General features: G+C 75.1%; 7 protein-coding genes. 1 reads left to right on the top strand and 6 read right to left on the bottom strand.

Annotated features, from left to right (window positions below):
* Positions 1 to 35 precede the first annotated feature (35 nt).
* On the bottom strand, positions 36 to 1,370 hold the full coding sequence (locus ACFYP3_RS25355) for a cytochrome P450 (protein ID WP_388836701.1): 1,335 nt from the start codon (positions 1,368 to 1,370) through the stop codon (positions 36 to 38).
* Between the two features lie 151 nt (positions 1,371 to 1,521).
* On the opposite strand from ACFYP3_RS25355, the gene ACFYP3_RS25350 reads away from it, so the two are divergent.
* Positions 1,522 to 2,280, top strand: coding sequence for a 4'-phosphopantetheinyl transferase (locus tag ACFYP3_RS25350; RefSeq protein WP_388836699.1), 759 nt, complete (start codon positions 1,522 to 1,524; stop codon positions 2,278 to 2,280).
* On the opposite strand, the gene ACFYP3_RS25345 is transcribed toward ACFYP3_RS25350, so the two are convergent.
* Genes ACFYP3_RS25345 through ACFYP3_RS25325 form a run of 5 tightly spaced genes read right to left on the bottom strand, consistent with a single transcriptional unit; the run spans position 2,233 to position 16,071 of the window.
* On the bottom strand, positions 2,233 to 3,495 hold the full coding sequence (locus tag ACFYP3_RS25345) for an MFS transporter (protein WP_388836696.1): 1,263 nt from the start codon (positions 3,493 to 3,495) through the stop codon (positions 2,233 to 2,235). The two genes, ACFYP3_RS25350 and ACFYP3_RS25345, sit on opposite strands and share 48 nt — an antisense overlap.
* Positions 3,492 to 4,244, bottom strand: a complete 753-nt coding sequence (locus ACFYP3_RS25340; RefSeq protein ID WP_388836693.1) for a thioesterase II family protein — start codon at positions 4,242 to 4,244, stop codon at positions 3,492 to 3,494. Before ACFYP3_RS25340 ends, ACFYP3_RS25345 begins: the two co-directional genes overlap by 4 nt.
* On the bottom strand, positions 4,241 to 9,700 hold the full coding sequence (locus tag ACFYP3_RS25335) for an SDR family NAD(P)-dependent oxidoreductase (RefSeq protein ID WP_388836690.1): 5,460 nt from the start codon (positions 9,698 to 9,700) through the stop codon (positions 4,241 to 4,243). Before ACFYP3_RS25335 ends, ACFYP3_RS25340 begins: the two co-directional genes overlap by 4 nt.
* Entirely contained in the window at positions 9,697 to 14,796 is a 5,100-nt protein-coding gene (locus ACFYP3_RS25330) for an amino acid adenylation domain-containing protein (protein ID WP_388836687.1), read from the bottom strand. Before ACFYP3_RS25330 ends, ACFYP3_RS25335 begins: the two co-directional genes overlap by 4 nt.
* Positions 14,797 to 14,853: 57 nt before the next feature.
* Positions 14,854 to 16,071 (bottom strand): 3-deoxy-7-phosphoheptulonate synthase, encoded by a 1,218-nt coding sequence (locus ACFYP3_RS25325; protein ID WP_388836684.1) that lies wholly within the window; start codon positions 16,069 to 16,071, stop codon positions 14,854 to 14,856.
* Between the last annotated feature and the right edge of the window lie 26 nt (positions 16,072 to 16,097).

Raw genomic sequence — 16,097 nt, 5'->3', positions numbered from 1 at the left:
ACGGCCGCGATCGGCGTCTCACCACCGCGCCGCGATCAGCGGCGGCGGCGCACCACGAGCCGCGCGCCCCGCGAGGGGATCAGCGTGACGTGGTGCGCCTTCTGCTCCTCCGGGGCGGCCCGGTCGGGCCGGATCTCGTACCGCAGGAGCACCTCGCGCAGGGCCACGGTCGCCTCGAGCAGCGCGAAACCGGCGCCGATGCAGCGGCGGGCGCCCCCGCCGAACGGGATCCACGTGTGGGCCGGCGGCTGCCCGTCGAGGAAGCGCTCGGGGCGGAACTCGTCCGGCTGGTGGTGGTAGGCCGGGTCCGACTGCACCAGACCGATGGCGGGCATCACGGTGGCGCCGGCGGGCAGCCGGTAACCGCCGACCGTGAGCGGCTGCGTCAGCTGCCTGGCCACCTCGTACACCACGGGCTTGAGCCGCAGCGCCTCCTTGGCGACGGCCGTGAGGTAGGCGTCGTCGCCCTCGTCCGCCGCGCGCTGCGCCCGCCTCAACTGCTCCGGCTCGCGGACCAGTTCGTGCAGCGCCCAGGCCAGCCCGGTGGCCGTGGTCTCGTGCCCGGCGAGGAGCAGGGTGATCAGCTGGTCGCGCAGCTCCGCGTCGCTGAACCCGCCGCCCTCCTCGTTCTCCGCCGCCTGGAGCAGCCGCGACAGCACGTCGGTCCGGCTGTGCAGGTCGGCGGCGCGGCGCCGGTCGGAGATCTCCGCGTACAGCAGCTTGTCCAGGCCCCGCTGGAGGGCGATGTGGCGGCGCCACGGCCCGAAGCGCTGCAGGAGCGGGTAGGGGAGTCCGAGCAGGGTGACCGGGCCGATGTCCGCGATGCCGCGCACGAGCGGGCGCATCCGCTTCAGCCTGGCCTCGTCGGTCACCCCGAACACCACCTGGAGGATCACCTCCAGGGTCAGGGCCTGCATGCGCTCGTGGGAGCTGAAGACGGTCCCCTCGGGCCAGCCGTCCACCTCCGCCCTGGTCAGCTCGCCGACCATCTCCTGGTAACCGGCCAGCGCCGCACCGGTGAACGCGGGCATCAGCAGTCGGCGGGACCTGCGGTGCTCGGCCTCGTCGGTGAGGAGCACCGAGTGGTCACCGAGGGCCGGACCCATGATCGCGTTGCCCTCGCCGGCGTGCAGGACCTCCACCGGACCGCCGAACACGGTCTTGATGTCCTCCTGCTTGGTGAGGATCACCAGGTGGCGGGTGGGAGTGGTCAGCCGCAGCGTGAACACGTCCCCGTGGATGCTGCGCAGGGCCGGGAACAGCCGGTGCCGGTACTGGGCGAACAGCAGGGTCTGGACCACCGCGGGCAGGCGCAGACCGGGCGGCCGCTTCGTCGAGCCCGTTTCGGATAAGCCTCTGGCAGTCGACACTTCATCAATACCGCTGGTCATTGCGGAAATCCCCCTCGGTGAACGAATCTCTGCGTTTCATTCGAATGCACATGTGGTCCCGACTCACGCTAGCAGCCGGGTCGACGGGCAGAAATGGCGGAAGTGCGGTTCCGGTCGTTAGGGTCCTGAGGTGCTCGAACTGATCCTTCCGGCCGCCGTGGCCTCTGCCGAGAGCTTTGCCGACGTATCCGAATCCACGCTTCTCCCGGCGGAATTGGAAGCCCTCGGCGGAGCCCGCCACGAAGGGCGCCGCCGGGAGTTCACCACCGTCCGGCACTGCGCCCGGCGCGCCCTGGCGGAAATAGGCGTACCGCCCGTGGCGGTGCTGCCCGGTGAGCGCGGGGCGCCGGTGTGGCCGCGCGGGGTGGTCGGCAGCATGACGCACAGCGCCGGGTACCGGGCCGCGGCCGTCGCGCGCAGCACGGACGTACGGGCCGTGGGCATCGACGCCGAACCCCACGAGGCGCTGCCGCCGCGGGTACGGGGAGCCGTCACCCTCCCCGAGGAACGGGAGCGGCTGGCCGACCTCGCCGCCGACTGCCCGCACGTCCACTGGGACCGGCTGCTGTTCTGCGCGAAGGAGGCCGTGTACAAGGCGTGGTTCCCGATGACGGGACGCCGGCTGGGCTTCACCGACGCCTCGGTCGCCTTCGACCCGGCGGCCGGAACCTTCCGCGCCGAGATCGTCGGCCGGGCCGGTGCGGCCGGGGCGGCGGAGCGGACGGGGGCCGGGGAGCGGATCGGGACCGGGGAGCCGCCCGCGCCCCTCCTGTACGAAGGACGCTGGGCGGCCACTGCCGGGCTGCTCCTGGCCGCGGTCGTCGTGCCGCCGGCCCCGCCCTCAGGGATCGGCCGGATCGCGCCATCCGGCCGCCGAGTTGAGCGGTGACAACAAGGCGCCCAGGCCGACGAGCAGGCGCAGCAGGCCCGCGATCGCGATGATCAGGTACATGTTGTGCCACCGCTGCTCCAGCACACCGCCCAGCACCGAGGCGACCGGGATCGACATGAAGGCGATCATCCGGGTGGTCGCCACCACCCGGCCCAGCATCGGCGCGGGCACGGTGCGCTGGCGCAGGACGAACCAGCTCACCATGTTCACGGTGCCGATGCCGTAGATCAGCGCCCACAGCACGGAGATGCTGACGACGTCGCGCAGCGGGATCAGCAGCACGATCCCGGCGCCCGCGAGCACCGTGCCCGCGATGACCACCCGGCCGGGCGCGAAACGGCGCCCCAGCCACGGGCAGACGGCGGCCCCCAGCACCGCACCCGCGCCCTGCGCGGCGAAGACCACCCCGATCAGGCCGGGCGACATCGCCTGGTAGTCGCTCAGGTAGTAGACGAGGTTCGCCTGCACCAGCCAGGTGCCCAGATTGGCGAGGGCGAACAGCACCGCCCCGCTCAGCAGGGGCCGGTTGTCCCGGACGATGTGGACCAGGGAGTCCCTCACCTCCGCCCGCAGGTCGCGGCGTACCGGCTGCGCCCCCGGCGCGGCGGGCGGCTTCGACCGGGTCCGGATGGCCACCATGGCCAGGGCCGACACGGCGAACGTGCCCGCGTCGGCCCAGATCGCGCCCTCGTAGCCGACGGCCGCGATGAGCACGCCGGCCACGGCGGGGCCGGCGAGGCTCATCACGTTGTCGCCCATCTGCATCCAGGCGTTGGCCCGTTCCAGGTCCTTGTCGCGGACCAGGTCCGGCACCATTCCCTGGAACGCCGGGTAGTACAGCGGTTCCACGCACGCGAGCAGGAACGCCGCCAGGTAGACCAGCAGCACCGACGAGGACCCCGACGTCACGATGAGCGCGAGGATCCCCGCGAGCACCGTCGCCGCCAGGTCGCCCACGACCAGGATCCGCCGGCGCTCGAACCGGTCGGCGATCACCCCGCCCGGCAGCGAGAGCAGCAGCAGCGGCGCGTACTCCAGCGCGTACACCACCGCGGTGTTCAGGGCCGACCCGGTCAGCTCGAACACCATCAGCGGCAGCGCCAGCCGGTAGATCCAGTTGCCCAGCCCGGACACCACGAAGGCGAACAGCAGCAGCTCGTACGGGGCGCCGAGCCGCCGCTTCGCGAGCGCCGCGCGGACGTCCGTACTCATCCGGCCACCGCGCGCACCAGGTTCAGCACGGCCGTCCGCCGCGGCCGCAGGTAGAAGTGGTCGCCGGGGAACATCCGCAGCGCGAACGGGCCGCCGAGGTGTTCCTGCCACGCCTCCAGCTGCTCCAGGGGGATCCCGTCGTCGGTCCCGCCGAGCACGGTCGCCGGCACCGGGAGGGGGCCGCTCGCCTCCGGCCGGTACGTCTCGATGACCTCGTAGTCGGCGCGGAAGTACGGCAGGACCATCCGGCGCAGCTCGGGGTGTTCGCGCAGCTCCGCCGGTACCCCGCCGTGGCGGCGCTCCACGACGTCCAGGAACTCCTCCTCGGGCAGGTCGTGGATGCTGCCCTCGTGCGTGACCAGACCGGGGGCGGGGCGGGCGGAGAGGAAGAGGTGCCGTGGTGCGGGCCCTCCCGCCTCCACCAGCGCCCGGGCCAGCTCGAACGCCACCAGCGCGCCGAAGCTGTGCCCGAAGAACACCGTGGGCAGGTCCGTCCCGATCTGCCCCGCCAGCTCCTCCACCAGGGGGCGCATGCGGGTGTGCGGGCGCTCCCCGACCCGTGCTCCCCGGCCGGGCAGCTGGACTGCGCACACGTCGACGTCCTGCGGCAGGTAGCGGTGCCACCGCGTGAACTCGGAGGCGGACCCGCCCGCGTGGTGGAAGCAGTACAGCCGTACCCGCGGGTCCGTACGGTGCTCCCCGCGGACGGACCAGCGCGGTTCCTCGGCGTCGCGCACGGGCGTGCTCATCGGGCTGCCTCCGTCTCGCGGCGCAGCTGGGCGGCGAGCGCCGAGATGGTCGGGAACTCGAAGAGCATGCCGATGCTCAGCTCGATGCCCAGCCGGTCCCGGACCTCCGCGATCAGACCGACGGCGCTGAGCGAGTCCCCGCCGAGGTCGAAGAAGTCCGCGCCGTGGTCGATGGAAGCCATGCCGAGGGCGGCCCGCCAGGTCTCCTCCAGCATCGCGGCGATGTCCTGGCCGCCACCACCGCCACCGCCACCGCCGGCGGCCGGTGCGGACGCGGGCTCGGGGACCGCCTGCGTCGGGACGGCGGCTGCGGCGAGCGGTGCCGGTGCCGGCGTCGGAGCCGGAGCCGGCGTCGGAGCCGGGGCGGGGGCCGGGGCCGGGGCGGCGGGGGTCGCCACCAGCGGCGCCCGCACGGTCTCCGGGGCGAGCGGCGCCCCGTCGCGGTACGGACGTACCGTGACCTGCCGTGCCGGGCGGCCGCCCAGGACGTCGAACAGCAGGGCGACGCCCTCGCCGGGCGGGATGCCGTCCGAGGACGGCAGTCCGGCCGGCTCCGCCGCGGGCCGCTCCTCGGCCGCGTCCGAACCGAAGGGGTTGCCCTCCACGCGGCGCATCGTGAAGCCGCGTACGGAGACCGCGACCACCCCGTCCGGTCCCACGAGGTCGATGTCCGCGACCAGGACGCCGCCGTCACCGCCGCCGCGCACGTGCCGTACGTGGCTGGTGAACTCGCCGGGCAGGTCGCGGTACACCGTGACCGTGCCGTACAGCAGCGGCAGGTGGTGGGCGTCCTCACGGCGCCGGGTGAGCGCCGTGGCGCTGTCGAGCAGCGCGGGGTGCAACGGATGGCGGTCCAACTCGGCGTGGTGGCGCCCGTCGAGGGCGAGCGAGCCCAGCTGCTCGTCCGCCGAGCGGCGCAGCTCGGTGACGTTCAGCCAGTGCGGCCCCAGCTCGGCGAGGTCGCCGGCGCCGGACGCGTCGACGGTCTCCGTCATCCGCGCGGACACCGCCGCCAGGTCCACCTCGGGCGCCGCCGCTCCGGCGGCGGCGCCGATCCGGCCGTCGCAGTGCACGGTGGAGCCGGTACGCACCGAGAAGGCCCAGGCGTCGTCGCCGCGCGGTTCGAGAACGACCCGGACCCGCTGCGAGCCGTCGACGAACAGGGGGCGGCGGAAGACCACGTCGGCCAGCCTCACCGGCACGCCCGCGAGCCGCGGACACACCGCGCGGGCCCCGCGGACCACCAGGTCGAGGTGGCCGGTGCCCGGCAGGACCGCGCGCCCGGCGAACCGGTGCTCGTCGAGCACCCAGTCCTTCTCCGACAACTCCTCCTCGTACACCAGGCCTTCCGGGTCCGCCGGGCCCTGCGGCGTACGGCGCTGCTCCGCGGTCCACGCGGAGAGGGGTTCGCCGCTGCCGGGGTCCACGGTGGAGCGCGCGGCCATGCCGACGCTCGCCCAGCTCGGCCAGTTCACACTGACGCAGCGCTGCCGGGAGCCGGAGGCGTGCGCGTCGAGGAACGCGTTGGCCGCCGCGTAGTCGGCGCTGCCGACCAGCCCGGAGATCGAGGCGCGGCTGGAGAAGGAGGCGAGGAAGTCCAGCGGGGGCCGGTCGGCGAACACCCGTTCCAGCACGAGCGTGCCGCGCAGCTTGGGCCACAGCACCGCCCTGACCTGCTCCGGCGTACGGAAAGCGATCATGCCCTCGCCGGGCAGCCCGGCCGCGTGCAGGACGCCGTGGACCTGCCCGGCCGTGTCCTCCACCCGCCGTACCAGGGCGCGCACCGACTCCTCGTCGGTGACGTCCCCGCACTCGGCCAACACCGTCGCGCCGAGCTGCTCGATGGCGGCGACCTCGCCGACGGCCGCCTCGGTGAGGCCGGAGCGGCCGACCAGGACGACGGTGGGGGCGAGACCGGTCTCGGCCAGCCCGCGGGCGACGGCCAGGCCGAGCCCGCCGAACCCACCGGTGATCAGGTACGTCCCGCCCGGGCGGACCGGGGGTTCGGTGGCCGGCTCGTGGGGGATCGGCACCTCGACGGGAACCCAGCGGCGGTCGCCGCGCAGCGCGACCACCGTCGGCCACTGCGGCTCCTGCACCTGCTGGGTGATCAGGTCCGCGTCCGTGCCCGGCGACACGTCGAGCAGCATGCACTGCGCGCCGGGCACTTCGAGCGGGACGGTCCGCGCCAGCCCGGCGAGCGCCGCCTTGGCCGGGTTGACGGTCTCGCCACCGGAGACGTCGGCGGCCTGCGCGGCGAGCAGCAGGAACCGGGCGGGCCGCCGCAGCCGGGAGTGCCGGACCACGGCCTGGACGAGGGCGTACGCGCTCTCCACGCCCGCGACCGCCTGCTCCTCGACGGTGTCGGGGGTGGCCTCGGGCCAGGGCTGCGCCGCGAGGGCGTGCACGTAGACCGCGGGCTCCTCGCCCCGGGCCAGCAGACCGTCCAGCACGGACCGGAGGCTGTCCGGGCGGGCGGGCACCACCCGGTGTCCGGCCCGGCCCAGTACGGCCGTCACGTGGCGGGCGGCCTCGGGGTCCGGCGGCAGCAGCGCCAGCGCGACGCTGCTGCGGTGGCGGGGCGGACGCGTCCCGGTGGGCAGCTCCTCCCAGCGCATCACCGACAGCGGGGAGGGCGCGGTCCCGGCGCCCTGCGCGGGCGCCGCATCCCGCCCGGGCTCCGGCGCGGCGGGCGCCTGCTCCCGCGCACCGGCCCGCTCCACCTGCTCCGGTTCGGGCACGGCGGCCTGCGGTGACTGCGCCGCGGCCGGCGCGGCCGGCTCGGACGGCGCCGGCGGGCTGATCCAGTGCCGCTCCCGCTGGTACGGATAGGCCGGCAGCGAGATCCGGCGGGCCGGCCGGGCCGGTCCCACGGCCTCCCAGCGCAGGTCGTGGCCCTCCGTCCACAGGGCTCCGGCCGCCGCGAGGACTGCCTCCCGATCGCTCCCGGCCGGCCCGAGACCGGGTACGGCCAGGCTGTCCGTGCCGTGCCTGCGCGCCAGCGTGGACAGGGCGCGTCCGGGGCCGGCCTCCAGCGTCGTGAGGCGCTGCCCGTCCAGGAGCCGCTCCAGCGCGGGCCCGAAGTACACCGGAGTGGTGAGCTGACCGGCCCAGAACGCCGGGTCCACGGCCTGCTCGTCGGTCAGCGGCAGCCCCGTGGCCGCCGAGACCACCGGGATCCGCGGCGCCGACAGGGACACTCCGTCGAAGGCCTCCAGGAAGCGTTCGGCGGCCGGGGACATGGCCGGGCTGTGGAAGGCGTGCGAGGTGGCGAGGAGCTTGCACTGCACGCCGTCCGCGCGCAACCGCGCCTCGACCGCGGCGATCGCGTCGGCGGGCCCCGCGAGCACGCTCTGCCGCGGCCCGTTCACGGCCGCGAGCACCACGCCGTCCACGAGGAGTTCGCCGGCCTCCCGCTGCCCCAGGGACACGGCGAGCATCGAGCCGGCGGGCATGGCCTGCATGGCCTGCGCCCGCGCGGTGACCAGCCGCAGCCCGTCCTCCAGGCTCGTCACGCCCGCCACCACGGCGGCCACCAGCTCCCCGACGCTGTGGCCGAGCAGCGCGACGGGGGAGACGCCCCAGGCCCGCCACATCGCCGCCAGAGAGCAGCCGACCGAGGCCAGGAGGGGCTGCGCGTACTCGGTGCGCCCCAGCAGTTCGGCGGCGTGCGGCCCGCGCCAGGCGGGTTCGAGGTCGAGTCCGAGGCCGGCCACGATGTCGAGGCACTGGCGCATCGTCTCGGTGAACGCCGCGTCGTAGCCCATCAGTCCGGCCGCCATCTCCGGGCGCTGGGAACCCTGCCCGGGGAAGAGCAGCGCGACCGGACGGGCGGCCGCCCCCTCCGCCGGGCGGATCACGTCCCGGCCCTCCGCGTCGGAGAGCAGGGTCACCGCCGCGCGGGCGGAGCCGGCGACGGCGGCGCGGCGCTCCCGGTGCGCGGTCCTGCCGTGCCGCAGCGTCGCGACGGTGTCCACGAACCCGTCCTCGCCCTGCCAGGTGAGGTGCCGGGCGAGCCGGCTGCGGACCTCCGCCTCGGCGGTCTCCGTACGCGCCGACCAGACGAGCAGTTCGGGACCGTCGGCCGGGGTGCCGGCCCGGGGCGCCGGCCCCTGCTCCAGCAGGACGTGCGCGTTGGTGCCGCCCACGCCGAACGAACTCACGGCGGCGGTCCTCGGCCGGCCGGTCCCGGCCGGCCACGCGTCGCGCCGGCCGACGACGCGGAAGGGGGTCGCTCCCAGGTTCAGCTTCGGATTGGGCTCGGTGAAGTGCACGGTGGGCACCAGCTCGCCGTGCTCCAGGCAGAGCACGGTCTTGATGAGCCCCGCGACTCCGGCGGCCGGACCGAGGTGGCCGATGTTCGACTTCACCGATCCGAGCGCCACGCTCGCCGGGTCGAGGCCCCCTTCGGCGGCCAGGAATCGGTACGCGGAGGTGAGCGCCTCGATCTCGATCGAGTCGCCGATGTCCGTGCCGGTGCCGTGGGCCTCGACGTAGTCGACGTCCCCGGGCGCGAGTCCGGCGACGGTCATCGCCTCCACCACGGCGCGCATCTGCCCGTCCACGCCCGGCGCGCTGAAACTGACCCGGTCCGAACCGTCGTTGGTGACGGCCGAGCCGCGGATCACCGCACGCACCGGGTCCCCGTCGGCCAGCGCGTCGGAGAGCAGCTTGAGCACGATGACGCCGCCGCCGTTGCCGAAGACGGTGCCGTTGGCCTTGGCGTCGAAGGGGCGGCACACACCGTCCTGCGAGTAGATGCTGCCCGGCGCCCAGCGGTAGCCGTGCGCGTACGGCAGCTCGATCTCCGTTCCGCCGGCCAGCGCCACGTCGCACTCGCCCGAACGCAGCGCCTCGCAGGCGAGGTGCACGGCCACCAGCGAGGTGGAGCAGGCGGTGGCGACGGACATGGCGGGCCCGGTCAGGCCGAGACGGTACGAGGCGGTGCTGGCGACGTAGTCGTTGTTGTTGTAGATGTCCAGGGACAGGGCACCCGCGCGGGCCGCGAGCTCCTTGTTCGCGCGGATGTTGAACTCCGCGTACCGGTTGGAGGCCGCGCCGCCGTACACGCCGACCGTGCCGGGCACGGCGAACGCGTCGTAGCCCGCGTCCTCCAGGGCCGAGTGCGCCAGCTCCAGGAAGAGCCGCTGCTGCGGGTCGCGCATCGACGCCTCGCGCGGCGTCATCCCGAAGAACGCCGCGTCGAACCGGTCCGCGTCCTCCAACAGCGGGATCCGGCGTACGTAGTGGGGGTCCCGGAGGTGCCGCTCCTCGACACCCGCGGCCCGCAGCTCCTCGTCGCCGAGGGTGCTGAAGCAGTCCTCGCCCTCGGAGAGGGCCAACCAGAACTCCTCCAGGTTCGCCGCACCGGGGAACCGTCCTGCCATACCGACGATCGCGACGGGCTGGGCCGTCCGGTCCTGTTCGTGCATCTCGTGCTGCTCCGGCGGGTTCATCGCTGCGTGGTCCTCTTCTGGTCGTTCATGCGCCGGCGCACGGCTCGCCGTGCGAGGGCCGTACCGGTCAGGGCGGCGCCGGACGTGGCGGTCGGTGTCGTGCGCGGCGCCGCGGCGGGCTGCGCGGTCCTGGGCGCGGCGGCGGCGTCGCCGCGCAGGTACCGGGCCAGCAGCCGGGGGTTGGGGAAGCGGAACAGGTCCACCACCTCGACGGTGAGGCCCCGCGCCCGCAGCCGCTCGTGCATCCGCAGCAGCGACAGCGAGGTCAGACCGGCGTCGAAGAAGTTCGTGGACGTGTCCGGACGGACGCCCGGCACGTCGCCCTGTACGTCGGTCGCCGCGCCGAGCTGCTCGCGCAGGGCGGCCACGATCACGTCCTCGGTGGCCGAGGCCGGCGGCCCGGCCACCGGTGCCTCGGGAGGTGCGAGGGCGGCCACGGCCGCGCGTACGTCGACCTTTCCGTTGTGGTCGAGCGGGAGTTCGTCGAGGACGACGATCCGGCCCGGCACCGCCCAGGCCGGGAGCACCGCGCCCAGTTCGTGGCGCAGCTCCTCCCCGAGCACGGGGTCGGCGCCGGGCGCCGCGACGAAGGCCGTGATCTCCGTACCGGAGACCACGGCGACGCACTGCGCCACCGCGGCGTGCGCGCGCAACGCCGCCTCGATCTCCGCCGGCTCCAGTCGGTGGCCGCCGACCGACACCTGGCGGTCGCGCCGCCCGACGAACTCGATCTGCCCGTCCGGCGTGTACCGGCCGAGGTCGCCGGTGCGGTACGCCGTCACCCCTGGCACCCCGTACGGATCGGGCCCGAACGGCGACGGGTCCTGCACCGGGTCGGTACCGAGCGCCAGCCCGCGCCCGCGCACCACGATCTCCCCGAGCTGCCCGACGCCCGCCCCCTCGACGAGCAGTTCGCGCCAGGGGCTGCGGGCAGCCAGGGGAACGCCCGCCCGGTCGCGGCGGCGGCGCACGGGGTCGCCCGCCGGGTCGCGCCAGCGCAGCCAGGAGCTCAACTGCGGGGTCTCGGTGGACCCGTAGCCGTGGTGGATCTCCGCGGCCGGGGCGACCCGCCGCAGCTCCCGCGCCACCGGGTCGGTGAGCAGCGCCCCGGAGAGCACCACGTGACGCAGCCGGTCGAGCCGCCGGCCCGTGCCGCGCGCCGCCGAGGCGAGCAGCCGGACCAGGCCCGGGGTGGCGTGCAGGGCCGTGATCCGGTGCTCCGCCAGAAGGTCCACGAGCGCCCCGGGCTCGGTGCCCGCGGCCGGGAGGTGCAGGGCCGCACCGCTGGTCAGGGGCACGAGGATGTCCCGCAGCACCGGGTCGTGCCCCGGCGCGGACAGCATCAGGAAACGGTCCTCGGGGCCGGTCCCGAACTCCTCGCGGTACCAGTGCAGGGCCTCGGGCAGGGCGTCGCGCGGGGCGAACACCACGCTCGGCTCCCCGGTGGTGCCCGAGGTGCACAGCGCGTGCCCCCAGTCGACGGGCACCGCCTCCGTGGCCGGACGCGGCAGGTCCGGGCCGGTCAGCACCGGAACCGGCCAGTCGGCCCCGTCGCCGGTGAGCACGGCCTGGGCACCGGACCCGGAGAGGGCGGCCAGCAGGCGCCGGGCGGGCAGGGCGGCGTCCACCACGGCGACCGCGCACCCGCAGTGCCAGGCCGCCAGGAGCTCGACGACCGTCCCGGGAGAGCGGTCGGCCGGCAGCAGCACGGCGCGCCCCGCCCAGCCGGCCGCACGCAGGGCCTCCGAGCGCGCCAGGACCCGGCCGTGCAGTTCCCCGTACGTCATCCGGCCGCCGGGGAAGCTCAACGCCACCTGGCCGGCGTACCGCTCGGCCGCCCGCCCGAAGGCCTCGGTCACGCTGGTGAGGGCCGGGCGCGGGGCGAGTTCCGCCGGCGGCCGGTCACCGCCCAGCGGCCGGCCCGCGGGGGCCCGGTCGAGGTCGGCGGGGGCTTCCCGGAGGAGCCGGACGACCTGGTCGAGCAGGTGTCCGGCGGTCTCCGCGTCGAAGACGTCCCGGGCGTGGACCAGTTGGAGCCGGTATCCCGCGTCCCCGTCGCCGTCCCCGTCCCCGTCGCGGTGCAGGTACAGGCCGAGGTCGAACAGCGAACCGGTGGTGTCCGGTTCCACCCGGACGGCCGGCACCCCGTCGAAGGCGGGGGCGGGAGCGGCGTGCGTGAGGTCGTTGAACCAGATCTGGTAGAGCGGGTTGCGGCTCAGGTTGCGGGGGAGCCCCAGGGCCCGGACGATCTCCTCGAAGTCGGCGCCGGCGTGCCCGTGGGCGTCGATCATCGTGTCGGAGACCTGGCGGACCAGTGCGGAGAAGCTCTCCGCGGCGGCCACGCCGACCCGGACCGGCAGGGTGTCGATGAGGAACCCGATGACGTCCTCGCTGGCGCCTCCGTCGCGGGAGGACCACGGGACGCCGACGACGATCTCCTCCTGCCCGCTCCACGAGGTGAGCACGGTGGAGAAGGCGGCGAGCACCACGGCGACGGGCGTGACCCCGAGCCGCCGTGCCACCCCGTCCAGGGCCAGCGCGTCCGCACCGCTCAGGGCGGAGTCGACGGCGCCGCCCTCGAAGGTGGTGACGGCGGGACGGCGCGCCTGGAAGGGCAGCCCGTGCGTCCGCGGGGCGTCGCGCAGCCGGTCCACCCAGTACGCGAGGTGCGCCTCGCGCTCCGCCGGGTCCTCCCGGCCGGCCCGGTCGACCAGCAGGTCACCGAAGTGCGGCGGCTCGTCCGCGAGCGGGAACCCGCCGTAGGCGGCGGCCAGTTCGGCGAGGAAGACGTCCACCGACCGCTGGTCGGCGATCGCGTGGTGCAGGACGGCCACCAGGAGCCCGTCGCCGTCGCCGCCCCGCGCGTACAGGACCCGCAGCAGCGGTGCGCGGTCGACGGGCAGCGGCCGGGCAGCGGCCTCGGCCGCCAGCGCGCGGCAGCGCTCCCCGGTCAGTGCCCCGTCCACCACGAGGGTCTCCAGCGGCGGTTCCACGTGCTCGGCGACCGCCTGGTAGGGGCCCGATCCGTCGCTGACGAGGGAGGTGCGCAGCGCCTCGTGGCGCCGGACCACCAGGGCGAGGGCCTCGCGCAGCCGGGCCGCGTCCAGACCCCCTGGCACGCGGACGGCGGAGACGACGTTGTAGGCGCTGAGCCGCGGGTAGAGCTGCTCCATCAGCCACAGCCTGCGCTGCCCGCCGGAGACGGGCGCGCGGGCGGGGTCGGGCCGCCTGGGCAGGGAGTCGCCGGCGGGTCCGGCCGCGGTGGCCGTGCGGTGGCGCAGCCCGGCCAGGGTGATCCGCTCGCGCAGCAGTTCCGCGAGGGTGATCCGCAGCCCGTACGAGCGCAGCAGCTCGCCGCGCAGCCGTACGGCGGCGAGACTGTGACCGCCCAGCGAGAGGAAGTCGGCGTCCTCGTCCACGGCGTCGAGTCCGAGCACCTGCGCCCACAGCCGCGTCAGCGGGTCGCCGTCCACGGCCGGCCCGTCGGCGCGCGGCGCGAGGAGCTCGGCGGCCCGCTGCCGCAGCAGCACCCGGTCCTGCTTGCCGCTGCGGGTCAGCGGCATCGCGTCCAGGGCCACGAAGTGCGTGGGGACGTACGCGGAGGGCAGCCGGGCCGCGACATGGGCGCGGCACTCCTCCTGCCACTCCGCTTCCCTGCGGTCCGCTCCGCCGCGCTCCGCGCCGTCGCCGTGCGGGCGGACGAACGCGACGAGCCGGGGCGCCCGTTCACCGGCGACGACCACGGCGCACTCGTCGACCCCGGGGTGCTCGCGCAGGACGCTCTCGACCTCGCCGGGCTCCACGCGCACGCCCCGGATCTTGACCTGCTCGTCGATCCGGCCGTGGTAGCGGATCTGGCCGTCCACCACCCGTACGAGGTCGCCGGTCCGGTAGACGCGGTCCAGGCCGCTGCCCTCGGGGGCGGGGACGAACACCCGCTCCGTCAGATCGGGCCGGCCGAGGTAGCCGAGCGCCAACGGTGCTCCGCCGATGCACAGTTCGCCGGTCTCGCCCTCCGCGACGGGCCGCCCGCGCCGGTCCAGGACGAGCAGTTCGCAGTTGTCGACGGCCTGACCGATGGGCACGTCGTCGATCGGCGACGGGTCCTCGGGGGCGTCCCAGTACGTGACCTCGATCGAGGCCTCCGTGGGCCCGTAGAGGTTGTGCAGCCGGGCGGGCAGCGTCTTGACGAAGGTCCGCGCCAGCGTGGCCGGCAGGGCCTCGCCGCTGCAGAACACGTGCCGCAGGCCGGTGCAGTCGGAGGCGCCGGGCCAGCGCAGGAACTCGTCCAGCATCGAGGGCACGAAATGGCAGACGGTGACCTGGTGCTCGATCACCGTCTTCATGATCGCGGCCGGATCGGCGTGCTCACCGGGGGCGAGCAGGACCAGCCGCGCGCCCACGGTCAGCGGCCAGTAGATCTCCCAGCCGGACACGTCGAAGGTGTACGGGGTCTTCTGCAGGACGCGGTCCTCGGGCCTCAGCCCGTAGTGGCGCTGCCCCCACAGCAGCCGGTTGGTGACGCCCCCGCTGGGCACCACGACGCCCTTGGGCGTGCCGGTGGAACCCGACGTGAAGATGATGTTGACCGGCTGGTCCGCGGCGACCGGCCGCAGCGGGCCGGGCACGTACGCCCCGTCGGGATCGGCGGACAGCGGCTCCACGTCCAGCAGCGCGGGACCGTCCGGTCCCCGCCAGTCGGCCAGCGCCTCGGTGGTGCCCACCACCAGTTCGGGCCGGGCGGTGTCCAGGATCAGCGCGAGCCGCTCGGCCGACTCGTCGGTGGCCAGCGGCAGGTAGGGCAGCCCGGCCTTGAGCACGCCGAGCAGCGCGGCCACCATGTGCGGTCCGCGCCGCGCCAGCACCGCGACGGGCCGGTCCTCGGGCAGGCCGCGGCGCAGGAGTTCGGTGGCGAGGCGGTCGGAGACCTCCTCCAGTCGGCGGTAGGTCCAGGTCTCCCCGGCGCCCTCGCAGGCCACTGCGTCGGGTGTGCGCTCGCTCGCGGCCCGGATCAGGCCCGGGACGCCGTACGGCGCGGGATGGTCGACGGACGGGCCGCGCAGGGCGCGGACCGTCTGGTCGGAATGCGGTTTCATGACGGATGTTCCCCCGTTGCAGAAAAGTGGAAGGCCGGCTGATGGCGATGGCGGCGTTCAGACACCCCAGGCGGACACCGCGGTGAGGGCCTGGTCCAGGTTCAGCCGGGGGTCGCACAGCGGCTCGGGGCGGCCGGCGAGCCCGGTGACGCCGTCGGCCCCGGCCACGCACTCCACCACCTCGTCGGGCGTCGCCTCCAGGTGGAGGCCGCCGGCCGTCCCGTCGGCGGACTCCACGGCGTGCCGGAAGCCCACGATCTCGCGGACGATCTCCTCGACGAGGCGGGTCTTGCGGCCGCTCGCGGTGGTGACGGTGTTGCCGTGCATCGGATCGCACATCCAGACCACCGGATGCCCTGCCCGGCGTACGCACTCCACGAGGGCGGGCAGGTTCCGCCCGACCGTGCCGGCGCCCTGCCGGGCGATCAGGGTGAGCCGGCCCGGCCGGCGGTCGGGATCGAGCAGCCCGCACAGCTCCACCAGCTCCGCGGGGCTCATCGTCGGCCCGACCTTGCACGCCACCGGGTTGTCCACCGTCGAGAGCAGCCGCACGTGGGCCCCGCGCAGGGAGCGGGTGCGCTCGCCGATCCACGGCCAGTGCGTCGACGAGAGGAACGTGCGCCCCGCGCCGTCCCCGCGCACCAGCGGGAGCTCGTAGTCGAGGACGAGGGCCTCGTGGCTGGTCCAGGTGGTCGCGAAGGTCCACCCGGTGTCCGGCCGCACGGCCGCGTGCACGGAGAGGGCGGCCCGGTAGCAGCGGGTGAGCCCGCGCGGGTCGTGTGCGCGGGCCGCCGGCTCCGGCTCCGGCCGGTTGACCATGTGCCCCCGGAAGACCGGAAGTTCACGGCCGCGGTGCCGCTCCGTGGGCCGGGAGCGCGGCTTGGCGTACTGCCCGGCCATCCGGCCGACCCGTACGGTCGGCCTGCCGGTGATCTCCGAGAAGGCCGAGGCGAGGACGTCGAGCATGCGGACCTTGCCGCGCACGGCTTCGGGCGTGCAGTCCGCCGGGTCCTCCGCGCAGTCCCCCGCCTGCAGGATGCCTACGTTGCCGCGCGCGGCCTCGGCGACGAGCTGGTCGAACCGGTCGATGTCGTGGGGGCCGACGAGCCCCGGCGCCGCCCGCAGTCGGTCTACGGCGGAACCGAGGGCCTCGTGGGCCGCCCAGTCGGGTTGCTGTGACGCCGGCAGGGCACGGATGTGGTCCAGCGCTTCGGGCGGGTACGGTTCCCCTCCGTACCAGCCCGGTTTGTCGATGAGAGATATGCCGTGCGGCATGGTGGTCCCCCTAGGTGTGGTGCTTT

The organism is Streptomyces sp. NPDC005533 (genome assembly GCF_042871845.1).
Taxonomy (GTDB): Bacteria; Actinomycetota; Actinomycetes; order Streptomycetales; family Streptomycetaceae; genus Streptomyces.
This window is presented reverse-complemented; position numbering and strand designations above follow the sequence as displayed.